Source organism: Rhodoferax fermentans (assembly GCF_002017865.1).
Taxonomy (GTDB): domain Bacteria; phylum Pseudomonadota; class Gammaproteobacteria; order Burkholderiales; family Burkholderiaceae_C; genus Rhodoferax; species Rhodoferax fermentans.
In genome coordinates this window covers 1-20,039 of sequence record NZ_MTJN01000001.1, presented here as the reverse complement: position 1 = coordinate 20,039, position 20,039 = coordinate 1, and the positions used below count along the sequence as shown (strand labels likewise).

Annotated in this window: 12 protein-coding genes and 7 pseudogenes; 8 read left to right on the top strand and 11 right to left on the bottom strand. The window is 60.0% G+C overall.

Annotation, left to right across the window (positions count from 1 at the left end):
- From RF819_RS00105 to RF819_RS00085, 5 genes and pseudogenes are all read left to right on the top strand, one after another.
- Window positions 1–1,101 (top strand): annotated as a pseudogene (locus RF819_RS00105) (ABC transporter substrate-binding protein); the annotation flags it as partial.
- A gap of 289 nt (window positions 1,102–1,390) precedes the next feature.
- Window positions 1,391–2,226 (top strand): annotated as a pseudogene (locus RF819_RS00100) (ABC transporter permease).
- A 2-nt stretch (window positions 2,227–2,228) separates the two neighbouring features.
- Window positions 2,229–3,105, top strand: a pseudogene (locus RF819_RS00095) (ABC transporter permease).
- Window positions 3,106–3,107: 2 nt separating this feature from the next.
- A pseudogene (locus tag RF819_RS00090) lies at window positions 3,108–3,814 on the top strand (GntR family transcriptional regulator).
- Between the two features lie 5 nt (window positions 3,815–3,819).
- The gene (locus RF819_RS00085) at window positions 3,820–4,557 is read left to right on the top strand and encodes an aspartate/glutamate racemase family protein (protein WP_078363101.1); all 738 of its coding nucleotides are present in this window, start codon (window positions 3,820–3,822) and stop codon (window positions 4,555–4,557) included.
- A gap of 199 nt (window positions 4,558–4,756) precedes the next feature.
- Here RF819_RS00085 and RF819_RS00080 read toward each other — a convergent pair whose 3' ends face one another.
- From RF819_RS00080 to RF819_RS00050, 5 genes are all read right to left on the bottom strand, one after another.
- Window positions 4,757–5,263: a GNAT family N-acetyltransferase gene (locus RF819_RS00080; protein ID WP_078363104.1), complete on the bottom strand. Its 507-nt coding sequence runs from the start codon at window positions 5,261–5,263 to the stop codon at window positions 4,757–4,759.
- Between the two features lie 113 nt (window positions 5,264–5,376).
- The gene (locus tag RF819_RS00075; RefSeq protein WP_078363100.1) at window positions 5,377–5,745 is read right to left on the bottom strand and encodes a VOC family protein; all 369 of its coding nucleotides are present in this window, start codon (window positions 5,743–5,745) and stop codon (window positions 5,377–5,379) included.
- 1,023 nt (window positions 5,746–6,768) lie between these two features.
- A complete protein-coding gene (locus tag RF819_RS00065; protein WP_078363098.1) occupies window positions 6,769–7,311 on the bottom strand; it encodes a hypothetical protein in 543 nt (180 codons plus the stop codon).
- Window positions 7,312–7,849: 538 nt separating this feature from the next.
- Entirely contained in the window at window positions 7,850–11,191 is a 3,342-nt protein-coding gene (locus RF819_RS00055; protein ID WP_078363096.1) for a PAS domain S-box protein, read from the bottom strand.
- Between the two features lie 299 nt (window positions 11,192–11,490).
- The gene (locus RF819_RS00050; protein WP_211276183.1) at window positions 11,491–11,976 is read right to left on the bottom strand and encodes a hypothetical protein; all 486 of its coding nucleotides are present in this window, start codon (window positions 11,974–11,976) and stop codon (window positions 11,491–11,493) included.
- 103 nt (window positions 11,977–12,079) lie between these two features.
- On the opposite strand from RF819_RS00050, the pseudogene RF819_RS00045 reads away from it, so the two are divergent.
- Window positions 12,080–13,284: pseudogene (locus RF819_RS00045) on the top strand (multidrug effflux MFS transporter).
- Here RF819_RS00045 and RF819_RS00040 read toward each other — a convergent pair.
- The 5 genes and pseudogenes from RF819_RS00040 to RF819_RS00020 all read right to left on the bottom strand — a co-directional run bounded on the left by RF819_RS00040 (window position 13,281) and on the right by RF819_RS00020 (window position 17,404).
- Window positions 13,281–14,186 carry an alpha/beta hydrolase gene (locus tag RF819_RS00040; protein ID WP_244899846.1) on the bottom strand — a complete coding sequence of 302 codons (906 nt, stop codon included), beginning with the start codon at window positions 14,184–14,186 and terminating at the stop codon, window positions 13,281–13,283. The pseudogene RF819_RS00045 and the gene RF819_RS00040 overlap by 4 nt on opposite strands.
- Before the next feature lie 81 nt (window positions 14,187–14,267).
- Window positions 14,268–14,618, bottom strand: coding sequence for a carboxymuconolactone decarboxylase family protein (locus RF819_RS00035; RefSeq protein ID WP_078363095.1), 351 nt, complete (start codon window positions 14,616–14,618; stop codon window positions 14,268–14,270).
- A gap of 109 nt (window positions 14,619–14,727) precedes the next feature.
- Complete coding sequence (locus RF819_RS00030; protein WP_078363094.1) at window positions 14,728–15,132, bottom strand: NifB/NifX family molybdenum-iron cluster-binding protein; 405 nt, start codon at window positions 15,130–15,132, stop codon at window positions 14,728–14,730.
- Between the two features lie 173 nt (window positions 15,133–15,305).
- On the bottom strand, window positions 15,306–16,673 hold the full coding sequence (locus RF819_RS00025) for an ATP-binding protein (RefSeq protein ID WP_078363102.1): 1,368 nt from the start codon (window positions 16,671–16,673) through the stop codon (window positions 15,306–15,308).
- Window positions 16,673–17,404: pseudogene (locus tag RF819_RS00020) on the bottom strand (response regulator). Before RF819_RS00020 ends, RF819_RS00025 begins: the two are co-directional and overlap by 1 nt.
- Window positions 17,405–17,635: 231 nt before the next feature.
- Here RF819_RS00020 and RF819_RS00015 point away from each other — a divergent pair.
- Window positions 17,636–17,989 carry a hypothetical protein gene (locus RF819_RS00015; protein WP_078363093.1) on the top strand — a complete coding sequence of 118 codons (354 nt, stop codon included), beginning with the start codon at window positions 17,636–17,638 and terminating at the stop codon, window positions 17,987–17,989.
- Between the two features lie 119 nt (window positions 17,990–18,108).
- Here RF819_RS00015 and RF819_RS00010 read toward each other — a convergent pair.
- Window positions 18,109–19,100: pseudogene (locus tag RF819_RS00010) on the bottom strand (quinone oxidoreductase family protein).
- 160 nt (window positions 19,101–19,260) lie between these two features.
- Between RF819_RS00010 and RF819_RS00005 the strand changes: the two are divergent.
- Window positions 19,261–20,039: DMT family transporter (locus tag RF819_RS00005; protein ID WP_244899845.1), on the top strand; the 779-nt coding region annotated here is incomplete at its 3' end.

Below are 20,039 nucleotides of genomic sequence, written 5' to 3'. Positions count from 1 at the left end.
AAAGTTTGAAAAAGACACCGGCATCAAGATCCAGTACGTGGCCGTGACCACCGACGACGTGACCAAACGCGCTGTGACCGCACCCAACAGCTTCGACTTGATCGAACCGAATACTTCTCTTGAAGAAGATCGTGCCCACCGGCAACTTGAAGGGCATTGACGTCAAGCGCATCAAGAATGCCGACAAGATCACCACGCTGTTCACCACCGGCACCGTGGCTGGCAAGGCTGTGGGTGAGCAGGGCACCGCGCCCAAGAAGGTGATTTATTTGGAGGGTGAAAAGAGCAAGGTGTTCTCCAAAACACCAACCCAGTTCATGAGCCTGATCCCACCGTGTACAACGCCGACACGCTGGGCATTCGCCCCGACCTGATCAAGCGCCCGATCAACTCCTGGGCCGAGTTGTTGAACCCCGAATTCAAGGGCAAAGCCGCCATCCTGAACATCCCGTCCATCGGCATCATGGACGCCGCCATGGTGGTCGAAGCCATGGGCATCTACAAGTACCCGACAAGGGCAACATGACCAAGAAGGAAATTGACCTGACCATCAAGACCCTGATCGAGGCGAAGAAGGCCGGCCAGTTCCGCAGCCTGTGGAAAGACTTCAACGAATCCGTGAATTTGATGGCTTCTGGTGAGGTGGTGATCCAGTCGATGTGGTCACCCGCCGTGACCGCTGTGCGCACCAAGGGCATTGCCTGCAACTTCCAGCCTTTGAAAGAAGGTTACCGCGCCTGGGCTGCCGGGTTTGGTCTGCCCGCCACCTTGTCTGGCCGCAAGCTCGACGGTGCTTATGAGTTCATCAACTGGTTCCTCGACGGCTGGGCCGGTGCTTACCTGAACCGCCAGGGCTATTACAGCGCCGTGCTCGACACCGCCAAGTCCAAGATGGAAGCCTACGAGTGGGCCTACTGGATGGAGGGCAAGGCCGCCACCCAAGACATCAAGAGCCCCAACGGCGACGTGTTGGCCAAGGCCGGTGCGGTGCGCGACGGCGGCAGCTACGAAGCGCGTATGGGTGGCATCGCCTGCTGGAATGCGGTGATGGACGAGAACAACTACATGGTTCAGAAATGGAATGAGTTCGTCGCGGCCTGACCTTGACCGCTCCCTCTCCCGCCTGCGGGAGAGGGCAGGGGTGAGGGCAGGTGGTGCAGCCATCGGTTAGGTATTTATTTGATAGCTATATCCCCTTGCAAAAAAGGGCTAGAAGCCAATTTCTCTTATACAAGCTGCTAGATCAGATGAGCGCCACAGCCCCTCACCCCATCCCTCCCCCAAGGGGCGAGGGTGCAAGACATGAAACACACACCATGAGCACATCCCCCACAACCCTCCCAGCCTCTACCCAGGCACCGGTCGCAGCATTGCGGCCTGGTGGCAGGCGATGCCGCTTTCCCTGGTGTTTGTGCTGTTTTTCCTGATTCCGCTGGCGCTGATTGGCATGGTCAGCTTCTGGGACTTCAATGAATAAGAGCTGTTGCCTGACTTCACCTTCAAAAACTATGTGTCGGTGTTTGACGGCTGCAGCAACATGGACGAGATGTGTGTCACCTTCAAGACCTATCTGTCCACTTCAAATTCAGTTTTCTGGTCTGGCTGATCACGCTGGTGATTGGTTTCACCGTGTCTTACTTTTTGGCGTTTTAATGTGCGCTCCAGCGGGGTGCAGACGCTGCTGTTGTGTTGTGCACCATCCCGTTTTGGACCAGCAATGTGATTCGCATGATCTCGTGGGTGCCGCTGCTGGGGCGCAACGGGCTGGTGAACCAGAGCCTGCAGGGCATTGGGCTGATCAACACGCCCATCGAGTGGTTGTTGTTCTCGGATTTTTCGGTGGTGCTGGCCTTTGTGCACCTGTACACCATGTTCATGATCGTGCCGATTTTCAACAGCATGATGCGCATCGACCGCAGCCTGATCGAGGCCGCCAACGACAGCGGCGCCAGTGCCTGGCAAACGCTGTGGAATGTGATCGTGCCGCTGAGCCGCACCGGCATCATCATCGGCTCGATTTTTGTCATCACCATCGTCATGGGCGACTTTGTGACGATTGGGGTCATGGGCGGCCAGCAGATCGCGTCGATTGGCAAGATCATCCAGGTGCAAACCTCTTACCTGCAGTTTCCGCTGGCAGCGGCCAATGCGGTGATCCTGCTTAGCATTGTGCTGATGATCATTTGGGCGCTGACCCGACTCGTTGATATTCGCAAGGAGCTGTGAGCATGAACAAAGACCAACGCTCCGCAGGCTTCTGGTTGCTGGCTGCTTTTTTTGCCGCCTTTGTGTTTTTCCTCTATGGCCCGATGCTGGTCATTGTGGTGCTCAGTTTTCAGGGGCCAGAAGGTGGGCTGACCTTTCCGCTGCGGGGTTTCTCCTTGCACTGGTTCGGCAAGCTGGCCGAGGGCCTGGGCGTGGTCGACATTGGTGCCGCGCTCAAACGCTCGCTGGCGTTGGGTGCGGCGGTGATGGCACTCACGGTCTTGTTCTCGGTGCTGGCCGGGCTGGCGTTTCGCAAAAAGCTAGCCGGTGGCAACACCTTGTTTTATGTGGTGGTGGCCAGCTTGATCATGCCCTCGATCATTGTGTCGCTGGGCATCGGCTGGAGTTCCGATTGATTGACTCGGGCCTGAAATGGCTGCTCGAAGCCTTGGGCATGACCAGCACGCTTGAAGAATACGGCAGCTCGCTGGGTCTGTTCACCTCGGCCTCGGTGCGCACCTGACCTGGACGCTGCCGTTTGGCCTGCTGATCATGTTTGCGGTGTTCAACCGTTTTAACCCGGCCTATGAAGAAGCCGCGCGCGACCTGGGCGCCACCCCTTGGCAAGGGTTCAGGCATGTGGTGCTGCCGCTGATTGCGCCGTCCATCGTGGGCATTGGCATGTTTGGTTTCACCCTGAGCTGGGACGAGATTGCCCGCACCTCACAAGCCATTGGGGACGTCAACACCTTGCCACTCGAATTACAGGGCTTGACCACCACTGTGACCACCCCATCGATTTACGCCCTGGGCACCGTCACCACCGTCATATCATTGCTGGTGATGGCCCTGGCGATTGGCCTGGCCTGGTGGCTCAAGCAAAGACAAAACAAGGGTTGAGAATGAGTGAGTTAGCCGCGCCGCTGTCCGATGCCGAGATGTACGAGCGGGTGATTTCGGCCATCCTGGACCACAAGCTGCCACCTGGCACCAAGCTGGTGGAAGACAAGCTGGCCAGCGCGTTTGGCGTGTCGCGCACACGCATCCGCCCGGTGCTGGTGCGCCTGGCCAACGAGCAGGTGGTCACCCTCACACCCAACCGGGGCGCCACCATTGCCCAGCCACAGAACAAGAGGCGCGTGAGGTGTTTGAGGTGCGCCGCCTGATTGAGCCGTCCTTGGTGGAGCGTTTTATCGCTCAGGCCACCGATGCCGACATGGCGCAGCTCAAACAATGTATTGACGACGAAGAAGCCGCCCGCCAGGCCGGTGACATGCGCCGCGCCATCCGCCTGTCGGGTGAATTCCACTCGCTGATTGCCGAGGGCGCCAAACACGACACGCTGGCGCGCATCCTGCGCGAGTTAACTTCACGCACCTCGCTGGTGCTCATGACTTACAGCCCGGCGCACGAGTTTGAGCGTATGGACGCCACCTCGTGCGGCTGCAACGAACACCGCGCCTTGCTCGACGCGATCCGCCTGCGTGATACCAAGGAAGCCGCCAAACGTATGCGTGAACACCTGGCCCGGCTCGAAGCCCAGCTGCAGTTCAACGCCGCAGACGACACCCCGCCCGATCTCAACGCGCTGTTTGGCGCACCGGCCTAACTCCCATGCGTCAACTCCTGGTCATCAACCCCAACACCTCGGCCAACGTCACCACGCTGTTGCAGCAGCATGTGCAAAGCGCCGTCGGCTCCCATGTGACCGTACGCTCGGTCACCGCACGTTTTGGCGCGCCCTATATTTCGGATGAGGCCAGCTACGCGGTGGCAGCCCATGCCGCACTCGACGCCTGGGCTGCTGCACTGACGGCGCCCGAGGGGCGGCCCGACGCGGTGTTGATCGGCTGTTTTGGCGACCCCGGATTACAAGCCCTGCGCGAAAGCAGCCCGGTGCCAGTCACCGGCCTGGCCGAAGCAGCATTCATCGAGGCCGCGCGCCATGGCCGGTTTGCGGTGGTCACCGGAGGTGAACGCTGGGCGCCGATCCTGCAACGGCTGGCGCAGTCGCTGGGCCACGCCCAGGCGCTGGCCGGTATCCACACCGTGGCACCCACCGGCGCCCAACTGGCCGCCGACCCGGTGGCCGCGCGCCAGCTGCTGACCGAGGCTTGCCTCAACGCGGTGCGCCAACTCGGTGTGCAAACCGTGATCCTGGGCGGCGCCGGCCTGGCTGGCATGGCCGCGCAGATCCAGCCCTTTGTGAATGTGCCGATTGTGGACAGCGTGATTGCCGGCGCCACCTGGGCGCTGCGCAACTCACCCTTGCCACCGCAGCGGGCCACGCCCGGTTTTGATGTGCCTTGGGTGGGTCTGTCGCCCGAACTGATGCAGTTGGGTTTGCGTTGAAGTCTTAGCGTCAAATTGGCTTCTGGCCCTTTTAAATCAAGGGCTGGTAGCTATGGTTATTGAAATGGTTTAGGCCGTTGTTGGGTGTCACGCCAGGTGGGTAAAGGCTGGAGGCGGCCAAACGCATCATGACGCAGCAACTACTTGACATGCAGGTTCAGCGTCCGAATTGAGGCGGTTTGCCGTTGGACCTCACCTGTTAGACCGCAGTGCGGGGGATGATGAACACATCACGTTCCTTCCCGTCGGGAAAGCCCTGCCGCCTCGCTTTCTGGCCACCCAGGCTCAGTACCAGTGCCCGGGCTTGGGTGTTCTGGTCGTTCATGTACGTCTCGACCGCTGACCAGCCCAGAACCTCGTATGCGTGATGTACTGCGGCCAACGATGCCTCCTTGGCAAAGCCATGACCTCTGTACTGCGGCAGGAGCCACCAAGTGAGTTCGCGTGGCCAGTCTCTCCCTTGCCAGAAGCCGCAGGTTCCTAGGAACTCACCATCCGACTTCTCCTGCATTGCCCAGACACCGAAGCCTTGCAAGTACCAGGAACCCAGGTCGGATGAGAGTCGCGTCCAAGCCGCGGCGGCCGTGATGGGGCCGCCGTACATTCGCGAAGCCTCGGCGTCCGTATAGAACAACTCGTAGGCTTTCGCACATGCCAGGCTTGGCGGCACAAGGCGTAGCCTGGGTGTTTCGAGTGTTTGAATCACGTTGGCCTCCTGCTTCGCATGTCTGCGGTCCAACAATTGAATTCAATGGGCACCAAAGGCTGTCCGCTGGAACGATGGCGTATACATCGACAGCATGGCTTTCCCCCTGGTGTTCAGTCGATATTCTGGCCAATGCGCCACAGAACACCCGACGGATCGTAGAGGCAGAAGTCGCGCATGCCCCACGGCTGATCTTCCAGCGCTGTCACACGGCCCCCGTACTTCTCAAGCACGCCACTGTGTTGGACCTGCTCCCACCACGCCTGCACATCCGCGACCAGGATGTGCATCATGAAATTCTCGGCAAACGACTCCGCGCAGAAGTCCTGAAGCAGGAAACTGACCTGGCCAAAATGAAAGTAGGCGATGCCGCCACCTTCAGAGGCCATCGTGAATCCAAGATCTTTGTAGAACTGTTTGGACAGCTCGAAATCCTTGGATGGAACGAACGCTTTGATTTCTGTGATTGTGAGGTTTGACATCTCGGGCTCCAGGCTACAAGGCCGAACTTGGATGTGTCCCGCAGATGTGTGGGGCAAGCAAGCAGCCGGTTTAATGAAGTGTGTTGTTGTTCACAACAAAAATAGTGGCTACTCCCGTCTTGCGTTCTGTTGAGCTGCTTGCCCAGCGCCGCAAGCGTATTGGCTGTCTGCACTATAGCCTAGCCGCCGAGTTCAAAAGGCTTGCCTCTGTACCTCAAATCGGCCTGTCGCCCTTGTGGAATAAGGGCGGGCAGCTATGGTTAATGGTGTTCTTTTGAGCCCTTGTTTTGTGTGACGCCAGGCGGGCGGCGGGGTTACCGTTCTCCGGCCCCCTCGCGGGAGACGGCTTGGGTTGGCTGCAAGCTGGGGTGTTGCTGCTGAGGGTGGTGCGCCGCTTGTCTCATCACGCGAATGGGTTCTGCGCCCGGTAACCCCGTCCCCCGCCTTCAACGGTTTTAAGAAGTTTTGATGGCAGGCTGGTTAAGGCTGGTTGCGGACTTACAAAGCGCTCCAAAGCAGTCTTCAACCTGCAATATGACTGGCCTTCAATGCAAAGTACTGGAAGAACCGGCCAACACCTGTGAGCGTCTTTGTCGATTGACCTGCTAGAGCTGCTCACTCCTTGTTCGAAACAGCGTGGGCCCGAGGAAAACAAGTGTCAGTACCAAGGTGCATACCACTATCGCCGATTGAATTGAAAGAATACGCGGCCAAAAACTGTTAAAGCCTATGCTATCCCCGGGCAAGACGCCTAGCAGGGACGCAATGTGTGCCTGCACATACGTCGTAACTGCCATGGCCGGCGCAGTGAGCACTACAAGGAAAAGGCTAGCAGCAATACCAAGTACCGGGTCTATTTGCCGAGCCAGGCCGAGTTCCCAAATCACATCACAAGTCTCGCAAATCAGAAAATAAAAGGCGGGGAAATACCATGTTTTCATGATGTGGTGTCTAATAAGGTCGTCCAATAACTTATTCTCTAGTCCAAACAAGGGTCAAGAGAGAATGACAAATCGACTCAATTCAATTTGGTCTGTTATACGCCTTGCCAATATTTCGTATCATTTCAATAAATGCGTCAAATTCAGGCTTAAAGTCATTTGGCGTTTTCTTATTTGGGTCCAAATTTACGCACCTCCATAATAAGTACTGCATTTCTGTACTATTCGAAAAGTAAATGGTTATGTTTTCTTTATTCAGCGCAGTAACAATTAGTGTTTCAGATGTTTCTGACACCTTAGACCCGTCTTGAGTGTTTTTAGAATTGTATTTCTTTTCAGAACCATTATGAGAAACAAGAAGATATTCTCGCTTTCTTTCGTCACCTGGAAAAGTACCTAAAAATAGCTTGTCGCCGTCGAAATCAAAAATTAAACTTCCTAAGAAGCTGATGTGATGAAGGAATGAATTTGCTGAGTTTTCGTCTTTGAATGGATGCGTGCTAAGTACAAATTTCTCGGTTGCCTTTGTATCAATTATCCAAGTGCCATTCAATATGACGGGGCCGTTTGCGAAAGATGTTACTTGAAAGAAACACATCGTCACCACCAAAGTGGCAATAACCATGAATTTTTCATTTTTTTATCTATCCAAAAGTGTGTTCGAAAAAATCAACGATGGCGATTTATGCCCACATAGTTTTTTTAACATAAATATAACCATACTTAGTGTCATGCCGCAGATGCAACATATAGGAAAATATCTGCAGTATAAGATGAAGGTGAAAATATCTTGGAAAGGGTTTACAACCTTGGTCTTCACAGAGTTAAGGCATTTTCATGCCGTGTTAGTAATGCCGACAAACATCCAAAAGGGGTTGGTTGATTCTAGGCATCAAAGGGCTCAAAGTTTGAAATTGGAGGCGCTTGTGGTACGACTGCTTTCGCTGCATTGTGGCGGTCTGTGAGTGACCTGAACATCCCCCAAATGGGGGATATGACTGTATGACCGCTCTCGCTGCACACCTGCCATCCAACATCCAAATCAACTATCTCCCCAAAAATAGAGAAATATGCCAACAGCCCTTATCCATAAAGTGCTATCCGCTATCAAAATAGTTTGCTGTTGCGGGTGCAGCTCAGCCATGTACAGCAGCAGCCACCCATCAGCCCCGCCTCTCCAAATAGGTCAGCAATGACGAAAACAGCAGCCCTGGCGCCACCGGTTTGATCAGAACGTCGTCCATGCCGGCCTCCAGGCAGCGTGCGCGGTCCTCGTTGAAGGCGTTGGCGGTCATCGCCAGGATGGGGATGTGCTGGTAGTTGGGAAGCATTCGGATCTGGCGTGTGGCCTCCAGGCCGTCAAGGATGGGCATCTGCATGTCCATCAGAACCAGGGCGTAGGTCGAGACCGTGGCCCGCTCGATGGCCTGCATCCCGTCTTCGGCGGTGTCCACGAGCAGGCCGACAGACTCCAGCAGGTAACGCGCCAACTCCAGGTTGATCGGCTCGTCGTCAACAATCAGGATGCGTGCACCTTGGAAATGCTCGCGGATCAAGGTTTCGGGGTCGCCAGCGGCTGCGGGTACGGCCAGGGTCTTGCGACGCTCCTGGCGCAGCAGGCGGGCGGTGAACCAGAAGCTGCTGCCAGCACCGGGCACACTCTGCACCCCCGCATCACCCCCCATCAGTTCAGCCAGCCGTTTGGTGATCACCAGCCCAAGCCCGGTGCCGCCGTATTTGCGGGTGGTCGAGTTGTCAGCCTGCTCAAAGGGGCTGAACAGCCGGGGCAGTGCCTCGGGTGTGATGCCAATACCGGTGTCTGTGACCTCAAAACGCACCTGCACCCACTGGGTTGTCTCTTCGAGATTGATGGCCCGGATGCTGACTGAGCCGTTGTCTGAAAACTTGATGGCGTTGCTGACGTAGTTGAGCACCGCCTGCTGCAAACGTGTTGGGTCGCCGTGCAAGTCGTTCGGGAAAGCATCGGCGCTCACCTCGAGCTTGAGTTTCTTTTCCTGCGCGGAGGCATGGGTGATCGACACCACGTTCGACAACAGGCCGGGAATGGTGAGCGGGACGTTTTCGAGGACAAAACTGCCCGCATCAATTTTGGAGAGGTCGAGAATGTCGTTGATGACATTGAGCAGGTGGTCGCCGGCGATGTCGATCTTGTCGAGCCGGTCCGCCTGTTCGGCGGTCAGGCCACCGCGGCGCAGCAGGTTGGCCATGCCCAGTATGGCGTTCATCGGGGTGCGGATTTCGTGGCTCATGTTGGCCAGGAAGCTGCTCTTGGCAAGGTTGGCCGCTTGTGCCGCGTCCCTGGCCAGCACCAGTGAGCGGTTGGCCTGGTCCAGGTCGGCGGTGCGGGAGGTCACCAGCTCTTCCAGATGGTGGCGATAGCGCTCCAGTTCTGCGTCGTTGAGCCTGCGCTGTGTGATGTCGCGGTAAGCACCGTAACTTGTGCCATCGGGCAGCAAGATGGCATTGATCTCTACCGGCACCAGGCTGCCATCCTGGCGTTTGAGCAGGAGTTCGGTGGTCACACGCCCGGTGTGTCTCAGTGTCACAAAGGTGTTCGCCGAATGTTCTGCGTCCTCGTCTGGCGTGATGTCGGCCACCGACATGTGAAGCAGTTCGTCGTTGGTATAGGCCAGCAGCTGGCGGGCTTGTTCGTTGACGTAGAGGAACTGGCCCTGCGCGTTGGAGATGAAGATGGCGTCGGCGGCATGGTCCAGCACACTCTGGTAGCGCGACTCACTGGAGCGCAGGGCCGCTTCAGCGGCTTTTTGATCGGTGATGTCCTGGATGGCGCCATGCACCCAGACCACCTTGCCTTTTTCCACCACCGGTTCACCGATGGTACGGACCCATTTGCGCCGGCCTTTGGCGGTGAGCATCTCCAGCTCCAGGTCATAAGGCTCGGCTTTGTCGATGAGGTTTTGGATGGCAGCCTGGAGCCGTTCGCGATCCTCAGCGCCGTAGTAGCTGAGGCCTTTGCTCACATCCGCCTGTGCGTCTTCAGGCACATCGTGGATGCGGGCTGTCTCAGGCGTCCAGTTGCCCTGCCCCGTTACCGGGTCAAAGGCCCAGCCGCCGGTGTGCGACATGCGACTGGTGGCGTTGAGCAGGGCTTCGCGCTCGGCCAGCGCACTCTCAGCAAGCTGACGCTCGGTCAGGTCGATGAAGGTGGTGGCCAAAGCGTGGTGGCCATCCACTTGCAGGTGGGTGCAAGCCATGTCGATGTGAACCAGGTGGCCGTCTTGATGGAGCACAGGCAGGTCGCGGACAAAGTCTTTGTGGTGTTCGATGGCCAGCGCAAACTGCGCCATGGCGTGCGCCTGGTCTTCGGGGCGAAACAGGTCCGCAAAATTCTTGGCCAGAAACACACTGCGGCTGTAACCCAGCAAGGTCGACGCCACCGGGTTGACATCGGTGAGCCGCAGCGCTTGCGGGTCAACCAGAAGGATGGCGTTGGGCGAGTCCTCAAACAGCGCACGAAAGCGTGACTCACTCTGTGACAGCGCCATGCTGGCGGCCAGACGCCGCTTGAACTCTTTGCCAAAGGCCAGAGCCAGCACCACAAAGAGGGCATAAAGAATCAACTTGGTGGCCACAGCGGGGTACCACTTCGTCAACAGGCTGTCGTATCGGGCCGTGATGACGATGTCCAGGCTGCTGCCTGCGACCTTGCGAAAAACCGCAACGCGCTTGACGTTGTCTGTGACCGCAATGCCGAGATAACGCGTGGTCGGGCTGTCGGAGCGCAGGTAGAGCTGAAAAGCCTCGCCGTGGGCGATATTCCTGCCAATGTGTTTGTCGGGGTCAGGCAGGCGATAGAGGATGTCGCCCTGCAGCGTATGGACGGCCACCGAGTCGACCACGTCGTTGGTCAGGACATCCTGAAATATCGGGGCGAAGAAGTTGGGAATCAAGGTCGCCACCACCGCGCCCTGAAACTCCCCCTTCGGGCCACGGATGGCCCGCGACGCCACGATGATCCAGCGTTTCGAGACCCCGATGAATGGCCGCGAGATGTACATCCGGTCAAAGTCTTTGGGCTGGGCATTCTGGTGGAACTGGAAGTACTCGCGTTGGGAATTGTTGAACGCACGTATGGTCGCGACATCTTGCGGCGTTTGCAGGCTCTCTGCGGCCAGAACGCGGCCCGTTTTGTCGGCTGCGGTGATGGTCCTGACTTCGGGAAACTCTTTCAGGAAAGCGAGCTGGTGTTGCGAGATGGCTTGTGCGGGCAGCTGTGGCCAGGCTTCCTGGTCTGCCGCCAGACTGCGCAGGCCCACATTCAATCCGCGCAGCACACCCCCCACCTGGTACTCGGCCAGGCGCGCCTGGCGTTCGAGCACCTGGTACTCCGTTGCCAACAGCTCCTCGAAGTCTTGACGAATGGAGACAGCAGCGAACAACCCGGCCAAAGCAAGCACCAGCGCCAGGCTCTTCCACGAGGAAAGGAACCGGGTTACCGCGCGTGATTCGCTGATTGCCTGCATCCGCCTGCTCCCTAGAGATCAAGGAAATAACACGGTGCCCTGGTGAACAACCCACCTGGCCCACAAGCCGCCTATTTCCAACCCAGTCCATGCCTGAAGGGCTGCCCACCGTGCAGCGTCAACATCAGATGGTGTGGGACAACGCCCACTTTTTTGACTGCTATCCAGCGTGATGCGCATCCGCTGTCAAGCCCGCCCCATGTTAGAGGATCACCCCCCGAAAAACAATCCACTCAACCTTACTTGTTGGCAGCCAGAACAGGCTCTTGCGGCCCATTTAGCGAGAACGCCCAGACACATCAACAAGTCCGCCCCCTGATCGGCAACACCTGTGTCAGCTGGCTTTCATGAAAAAAGCAACAAATCAGGCGGTAGCCCTTATGGATAAAGGGCAAACAGCTATCAAAACAATTTGCTACCCAACACCCCGCCAGCACAACCACCACCACCGCCAGGGCCAGCACCCGTTTGCGGTTGACCTCCACACGGGCGATCAGCTGGGTGTTTTGTTCGGCCAGCGAGCCGATCAGTGCGCTGGAGGCCAGCATTTGCTGGTGCAGCTCGGCCACCGACACCTGCAACTGGGTCACCTGGGCCTGCAAGGCGGCCAGTGTGGGCTCGGGCTGGCCCGGGGTGGCGGTGGCCACCGTGGCGCTGGTGCTGGCGGCGGGCTTCTTGCCGACCGTGTCCCACAGCTTTTTGGCGCCCTGCGCCACCTTGGGCGCGGACTCGATCACGTCGCCCCAGGGCACCATCTTCAACACCGAGAGCCATCCTATTGCCATGCCACCACCCCTTCCACAATGTCTGATTCAAGCAGTGGCCATCTTCGCACAGACGCGGTTTTCCAGACACAGTGGGCTGGTACTGATCTGATACCCTCAAAACATGCCTGCCAACGCCACCCATTCCTCCAAAATGCCGCCCGGTCTGATCGTTTTGCTGCTGTCCCTGTTGCTGGGACTGCAGCCGATCACCACCGACCTGTACCTGCCCGCCCTGCCCGAGTTGACCGCCCAGTTGTCTGCCCCGATGGCTCAGGCGCAGCTGACACTCACCGCGCTGCTGCTGGCTTTTGGGGGCTCGCAGCTGGTGTGGGGGCCGCTGTCAGACCGCTTTGGTCGTCGGCCGATTCTGCTGATCGGGCTGGTGGCTTATGTGCTGGCCTCCATTGCCAGCAGCCTGGCGCCGAGCATGGGCTGGCTGATTGTCTGGCGCACGCTGCAGGGCGCGGCCATGGGTGCAGGGGTGATGTGTGCGCGCGCCATCGTGCGTGACCTGTACGCCCCCACCCAGGGTGCACGGGTGATGAGCAAGGGCCTGAGTGGCCTGGGTGTGATTGCCTGTCTGAGTGCGCCGCTGGGCGGCCTGCTGACGCAGTGGCTGAACTGGCGTTTTGCGCTGCTGGCACTCGGTGTGTTTGCGGCGGTGACGCTGGTGGTGGTGGCGCTGCGGTTTGAGGAAACCGTGCAGCACAAAAACCCGCAGGCGCTGCAGCTCGGCACCCTGCTGGCCACCTGGCGCCATATCCTGGGGCACCCGACCTTTCTGGCGTTCTCCGCCTTGACGGCGTGTTCTTACAGCGGGCTGTTCACCTTTTGGCGGCCTCGTCTTTTGTGTTCACCGGGGTGCTGGGTCTGAGCAAGATGCAGTACGGCCTGGTGATGTTTGTCAACTCGCTGGCCTACATCGGCGGCACCTTTTTATGCCGCCACTGGCTGCCACGTTTTGGGGTGCGTCGTGCGGTGGCTTTTGCCGGGGTGTTGTCGCTGACCGGCGGCACGCTGATGGCCTTGTTGACCTTGAGCGGCTGGATCAGCCTCTGGAGCATCTTGTTGCCGCAGCTGATTTTTATGGTGGGCCATGGCATCCACCAGCCCTGTGGGCAGAGTGGTTCGGTTGGGCCGTTCCCGCAGGCGGCGGGTGCGGCCTCGGCGATGAACGGCATCCTGATGATGGTGTGTGCTTTTGCCATGGGTGGCTGGCTCGGTGGCCATATGGACGGCACAGTGCTGCCGCTGACCCTGGGCGTCTGGTTCTGGAGCGCGCTGATTGCGCTGTCAGCCTGGACGCTGGTGCAAAAACACGGCTAGTTCGCCGCCCCAGCAACGGGCTGTCTGGCAGGTGTGGCAAGCGCCTGCTGTAAGAAGTGGATCAGTTGTGGCACATAGGCTGGGGCAGCCTCGCTCGGGTCGTGCCCACCGGGGATTTCAATCCACGTCACCTGGCCCGGCCTGCCAGCCGCCTGCAGGCGCTGCGCATCCCCCACCGGCACCACCTCGTCCTCGCTGCCGTGCACCAGCAACACCGGGCAGTGCACCCGCGCCATGCTGTGGATGGGCGCAATCTCGTCAAAACGAGCCCCAATGACGTGTTGCACATGGCGCAGCAGGTACCAGCCGATCACCAGGTAAGGCAGATGCACTTCGGCCAACCAGCGCCGCATCACCTCTTGCGGATGGGCAAACGCACCCAGGCACACCACCGCTTTCACATCCTGCCGATGGGTGGCGCACAACAACGCGGCACCGGCACCCACCGAGTGGCCCAGCACCACCAGGCGCTGGTCGTCCACCTCGGGTTGCCAACGCAGCCAGTCCAGGCCAGCTTCAATGTCCTGGGCAAACCGGGGCAGCGAGGTGAAAGCCTCGTCATCACTGTTGCCGTGGCAACGCGCGTCCAGCAGCATCACCGAATAACCGGCGGCATGTAACGGGGCCAGAGCGGGCAGCATCAGGCTGGCATTGGCGCCCCAGCCATGCATCAGCAGCACGGCGGGGGCCTGCCGCGCACCCGGCACCGGCACAAACCAGGCAAACAGGGACTTGCCATGGGCCACCGGCAGACGCAGTGCATGCGCCTGAAAACCCAGATCTGCCGGGGTGCGCAGGTGCGCCACCCGGGGGGCGCGCAGGCTGCGCAGGATGGCCCGGTGAACAACCTGGCGCAACACCACCACCAGGGCCACCCCTGCCAGCAGAAACAGCCAGATCACCACCCTGCCCCCAGTTCAGCAGGGGTCAACGCACAGCGTCTGAATGCATACGGCCAGTGAGCTTGGCGGCCTTCAGCCGACTCATGCAGGGGCGGTCATGCTGTCCCAGGCGCTCAGGGCTTCGGCGCTGTACATCAGGGCGGGGCCGCCGCCCATGTACACACAAATGCTGAGCATTTCTTCGAGTTCCTGGCGGGTGCATTGCAGCTTGATCAGTGCCTTGACATGAAAGCCGATGCAGCCCGAGCAATGCTGGGTGATGCCAATGGCCAGAGCGATCAGCTCCTTGTGTTTGGCGCTGACGGCGCCCTCGGTCATGGCGGCGCGGGCCAGTTGCCCGAAAGCCTGCATGGCCTCAGGCTGGGTTTTGCGCAGGGGCACCAGGTTGTCGTTGATGTTCTGGATCAGGCCAATATGGTCAAACGTGCTCATGGAGACTTGTCTTTCAAAGGTGTTAAAACGAGGCGGGGGAATAATACCCCACTGGGTATAAATATGGCCGTGTGAACCGGCTTCTGCCGGGCGTCTGCCGCAGGCTCACTCAAGCCGAATGGCCGTGTGTGTGGTCATGGTTGTGGCCACAGTCGCAGTCCTGGGGTGCACTGGCCACCTCTGGCAGCGTGCCTTGGAGCCAGGCCGCCACCGCTTGATCGGGGTTGGTTTCGCTGGTGACACACACGGTCATGCCTTTTTGGCGCAGACGTGCCTTGAGGCCATCTCCAGCGCTGGCGGTGATCAGGAGTGAGACACCCTCCAGCGGATGGGGTGCCTGCGGCTCAGGCGCGTGGGCACTTTCGTGAAAACTTTGGGCCAAAGGCAGTTCCAGCAGCTGCTTGCCGCTGACCTGGCGGTTGGCCACCTCGTAAACCCAGAACTTGCGGCATTTGCCAGCGTGTTCGGTGATGCTGGTGCGGTTCTGGCTGGTGACGGCGATTTTCATGATCATGGGGAAGGGGTCAGTGGATGGACTGACAAAAAAAGTTGACGACCCCCTGTCCACCGCAACCGCCGTGCCAGCCCCAGCCAATCCGCTAAGTCATTGATTCATCTGTTCAGACAGACGCACAAGCGGGCTTGCACAACCGGCGACACAACCAGCCATGCCAAAACTGGCAGTGCTCATGACAGTGTGGGTGTGACAGCGCGTGGCAGCAGCAGTGTGGCAGCCAGGCCTCCTTGGGGCCGGTTGGTCAGGATCAGTTCACCGTTGTGCAACAGGGCCACGTCTTTCACGATGGACAGGCCCAGCCCGACACCGTCACCTGTAGCACTGCGTGCGCTGTCAACACGGTAATAGGGCTCGGTGACCTTGCTGAGTTCCGCAGCTGCCAGACCGGGCCCGCTGTCTTCCACCGTGACTTTCAGCATGGCCGGGCTGTCTTCCACACGGATGCTGGCGCCCTGGCCGTATTTGAAGGCGTTGTCGATCAGGTTTTGCAGTGCCCGGCGCAAAGCGGTCAGCCGACCTTGAAAAGCCTGTTGCGCCTGCCCGTGGATCTGGATGCTGCGCCCCAGTACCCGGGCATCATCGGCCATGCTCTCTAGCAGCGCATTGATGTCCAAGCTGCGCACCTGCTCATTGGCCTGCAGGCCACGCAGGTAGGCCAGCGTGCCGTCAATCATGGCGGCCATGGCCTCCAGGTCCTTGCTCATCTGCTCGCGCAAGCGCTCGTCGTCGATCAGTTCGGTGCGCAAACGCAGGCGGGTGAGCGGCGTGCGTAAATCGTGTGAAACCGCCGCCAGCGCCCGGGCTCGTTCGTTGACCAGGCGTTTGATTCTGGCCTGCATACGGTTGAACGCCTGGGCCGCGTGCCGGGTCTCGGTGGGACCGTCTTCGGGCAGGGGTGGGGCGTCCAGGTCACTGCCAAGGGTGTCCGCCGCCTGGGCCAGCTGGCGCAGTGGCCGGGTGGCCTGTTGTACGGCCAGCACCACCACCGCCATCACCAGGCCCAGGGTGATGAGCAGCTCGGAGAGCAAACTGGTGGGCAAGGCCGGTGCCTGGGCGTCCAGCTCGGGCGCCAGACTGACACGGACCCACTGGCCATCCATGAGCTGCAGGTCCAGCCGGTGGGCCAGACCAGCACGCGCTTGACCGGAACCCGGACCACGGCCCTGGCCATCAGTGCGGATGTCGACCGACCGGCCCAGTCGCGCACTGAGCATGCCCGGCAAAGCGCCGCGTGGCACAAGCGCAAAAACCTGGTCGGCAGTGACCATCTCGAACTGAACGCCACCACCCTGCAAAGCAGCCAGGGCCAAAGCGCGCTGGGCTGACGGGCTGGCTTCCAGCACCCGCACCGCCGGGGCGAGGCGGTCTGCCAAATTGACCCCGCGGACCTGGTTGACCGCCACAGACCGCTCTTGCCACTGCAGCCAGAAACTCACCCCCTGGGCCACCAGCAGGCCCACCAGCACAATCAGCGCCAGCCGGGCCGCCAGGGTCGAGCGCAGGCGGCGCCAGTTCGGGCGCACAGGGGCTTGCAACATCAGGGACATGTGTCAGACGCCTGCACTGAGGCGGCCAGAACATAACCTTCACCACGCACCGTCTTGATCAGTTGGGGTTCACGGCTGTCATCACGCAGGCGCTGGCGCAGACGGCTGACCTGCACATCGATGGCGCGGTCATAGGCCTCGGCCTCGTGACCGTGGATCAGCTCGGTCAGCTGGTCGCGGGTCAGCACCCGGTTGGGGTGCTCCAGCAAGATGCGCAGCAGCCGGAACTCGGCGCCCGACAAGGGTGTGGCCACGCCGTCCGGCGCGGTCAGCAGGCGCTCGGCGGTGTCCAGACACCAGCCGCCAAACAGCAGACAGCGCACCGGCTCGGGCTTGAGGTTGGGTGGCAAGGCACGGGTGCGGCGCAGGATGGACTTGATACGGGCCAGCAGTTCACGCGGGTTGAAGGGTTTGACCAGGTAGTCGTCGGCCCCCATCTCGATGCCCACAATGCGGTCGGCCTCCTCTCCCCGCGCGGTGAGCATGATCACCGGCAGGCTGGAGCTGGCGCGCGGTCGCGGCACAGGGTTAGGCCATCGGTGTCGGGCAGCATCAGGTCCAACACCAGCAGGTCTACCGCATGACGCGCCAGCAGTTGCCACATCTCGCGCCCCGTCGCGCGCGGCCAGCGCCTCAAAGCCGTTGCGCACCAGATAGTCCACCAGCAGGCGGCGGATGTCGGGTTCGTCATCAACGATCAGAATGCAGTCGCGTTTTTCCATGATGGGGGCCAAAGCCTGGTTTTGGCAAGCCTACATCCAATCCTGGCGGCTGCACCAAGCGCTGTTGCAAGAAGTTTTGTAACGCACTGTATCGCGGGTCAGCCACGCAACACAGCGATGCAATTTGGCACTTGCGGCCACACTTTAGCTTGACATGATGGGCCTCAAATAACACCCAGGGATGCAGGCCAGAGACACATCCCACAACCGTTCAACCCAAGGAGTTCCATCATGACAACCGCAACCACATTCAAAAACATCACCCTCGCAACACTGCTGGCAGCCGCCTTGTCGACAGCGGCCCTGGCCCAAATGGGGCCGGGCGGTGGCGGCATGGGGCCTGGCGGCGGGGGTGGCATGCGTTTTAGCCAAAGCAACACCCCTGGCTGGACCCTGATGACCCAACAGGAACGCGCCGATCACATGGCCAAAATGCGTGCGACCAAGACCTTTGAAGAATGCACACAGCTTCAAGATGCACAACATCAGCTGATGCAGGAACGCGCCAAAGAAAAAGGTGTGACGCTCAATGTACCGCGGCAAAACGGCTGCAACATGATGAAGGCGCGTGGTTTCTTCAAATAAGTAAAACCGCAGGACAAGGCCCCGAGGAACATCACAAACCGTAGCATTCAAGCTATACAAAACAAGGGCTACAGGCCAAAAAGACATGTAACCCTACGCCCACCCAGAGCGTCACCCGGCTACAACGTCAACACCGTGCAGCCGGTGGTTTTGCGTGCCTCCAGGTCGGTGTGCCTGCTGCACGTCTTCCAGCCGGTAACGCTGTGCGATGTGGATCTGGACCTGGCCGCTGCTCACCACCGCAAACAACTCATCCGCCATGGCCTGGGTGCTTTCACGGGTGCTCATGTGGGTGAACAGGGTTTGCCGCGTCACATACAAAGAGCCTTTGGGGCCCAGGATGCCCGGCGCAAACGGTGGCACCGGGCCAGACGCGTTGCCAAAGCTGGCCATCAGGCCCAAGGGCGCCAGGCAATCGAGCGACTTGTCCCAGGTGTCCTTGCCCACCGAGTCGTAGACCACCTTGACACCCTGGCCTGCGGTGATCTCCTTGACCCGAGCAAGAAAATCCTCTTCTGCGTAATTGATAGCAAACTCCGCTCCATTGGCAAGGGCCAGAGCACATTTTTGTGCTGAACCAGCGGTGCCAATCAGGCGCAGGCCCAAGGCCCGGGCCCACTGGCAGGCGATCAGCCCCACGCCACGGCGGCGGCATGGAACAACACAAAGTCACCCGCGTGTAAACCACCCATCGGCAGCGTGCGCTTGAGCAGGTATTGCGCGGTCAGGCCCTTGAGCATCATCGCGGCACCGGTCTCGAAGCTGATGGCATCAGGCAGCTTGCAAACACATTTCGCGGGCATCACACGCAGCTCACAATAACTGCGGGCGGCGGGCTGGCGTAGGCAGCGCGGTCACCCACCTGCAGGTGGGTCACGCCCTCACCCACGGCCTCGATCACACCGGCGGCTTCCATGCCCAGGCGGGCGGGCATGGGCATCGGGTACAGGCCAGTGCGGTGGTAAACGTCGATGAAGTTCAGGCCCACCGCGTGGTGGCGGATGCGGACGTCGCCCGGGCCGGGTTCACCCACGGTGATCTGGACCAGTTTGAGTTGTTCAGGGCCGCCATGCTGGTCGATCTGGATGGCGCGTGAGGTGTGGATGCTCATACAAAATGCTCTCTGGGTTGTTCAATGCGGGTCCATCTTGCCACGAATCAGGGCGGGGAGTTTTGCTGCGAGAATGGCCAACCACTCGCCACGACCCGCATGCATCTCCCCCTTTTCACCCCGCGTTTGCCCACCAGCTGGTGCCTATGAACCATCCCGCGTGACCCCCACCGCAGCACTGCTGCTGACTGTGCCACCGGTGTTGTGGGCATGTAACGCGGTGCTGGGCCGCATGATTGCCGACATGGCCTCGCCGATGACGCTCAACTTGGTGCGCTGGTGCCTGGCCTTTGCGCTCTTGCTGCCTCTGGCCGGATCGGTGTTACGCCCTGGCAGCCCGCTGTGGCCGAGTTGGCGGCGTTTTACCGGGCTGTCGCTGCTGAGCATTGGGGGTTACAACGCCCTGCTCTACCTGGCGCTCAACACCTCCAGCGCGATCAATGTGACGCTGGTGGGCTCGATCACCCCGGTGTGGATGTTGCTGATTGGCCGGGTGTTTTTTGGTGCGGCCATTTCACGCCGACAGTGGCTCGGTGCGGCCATGTCGATTTTGGGTGTGATGCTGGTGATGAGCCGTGGCGAACTCGACGTGCTGCTGAATGTGCGCCTGGTGCCGGGTGACTTCTACATCCTGCTGGCCTCCGCCGCCTGGGCCTACTACAGCTGGATGCTGGGGCACCCAACCACCGAGCCTGCCAGCATCCGAACCAACTGGTCGGCGTTTCTGATGGGTCAGGTGGCCTTTGGGCTGGTCTGGTCTGCGTTATTTGCCGGGGCTGAATGGGGTCTAGGCTGGGGTCGCCTGCACCTGAGCTGGACCTTGGCCGGCATGCTGCTGTTCATCGCGGTAGGTCCGGCGCTGCTGGCCTACCGTGCCTGGGGCGCCGGTGTGGCGCGCACTGGGCCTCGGTGGCGGGGTTTTCATCAACCTGATTCCGC

Bases quoted from the DNA above. Each gene is read 5' to 3' on its own strand.
- RF819_RS00085 (WP_078363101.1), top strand. From the start codon at position 3,820: ATGCGTCAACTCCTGGTCATCAACCCCAACACCTCGGCCAACGTCACC.
- RF819_RS00075 (WP_078363100.1), bottom strand. From the start codon at position 5,745: ATGTCAAACCTCACAATCACAGAAATCAAAGCGTTCGTTCCATCCAAG.
- RF819_RS00065 (WP_078363098.1), bottom strand. From the start codon at position 7,311: ATGGTTATTGCCACTTTGGTGGTGACGATGTGTTTCTTTCAAGTAACA.
- RF819_RS00055 (WP_078363096.1), bottom strand. From the start codon at position 11,191: ATGCAGGCAATCAGCGAATCACGCGCGGTAACCCGGTTCCTTTCCTCG.
- RF819_RS00050 (WP_211276183.1), bottom strand. From the start codon at position 11,976: ATGGCAATAGGATGGCTCTCGGTGTTGAAGATGGTGCCCTGGGGCGAC.
- RF819_RS00035 (WP_078363095.1), bottom strand. From the start codon at position 14,618: ATGAGCACGTTTGACCATATTGGCCTGATCCAGAACATCAACGACAAC.
- RF819_RS00030 (WP_078363094.1), bottom strand. From the start codon at position 15,132: ATGATCATGAAAATCGCCGTCACCAGCCAGAACCGCACCAGCATCACC.
- RF819_RS00025 (WP_078363102.1), bottom strand. From the start codon at position 16,673: ATGTTGCAAGCCCCTGTGCGCCCGAACTGGCGCCGCCTGCGCTCGACC.
- RF819_RS00015 (WP_078363093.1), top strand. From the start codon at position 17,636: ATGACAACCGCAACCACATTCAAAAACATCACCCTCGCAACACTGCTG.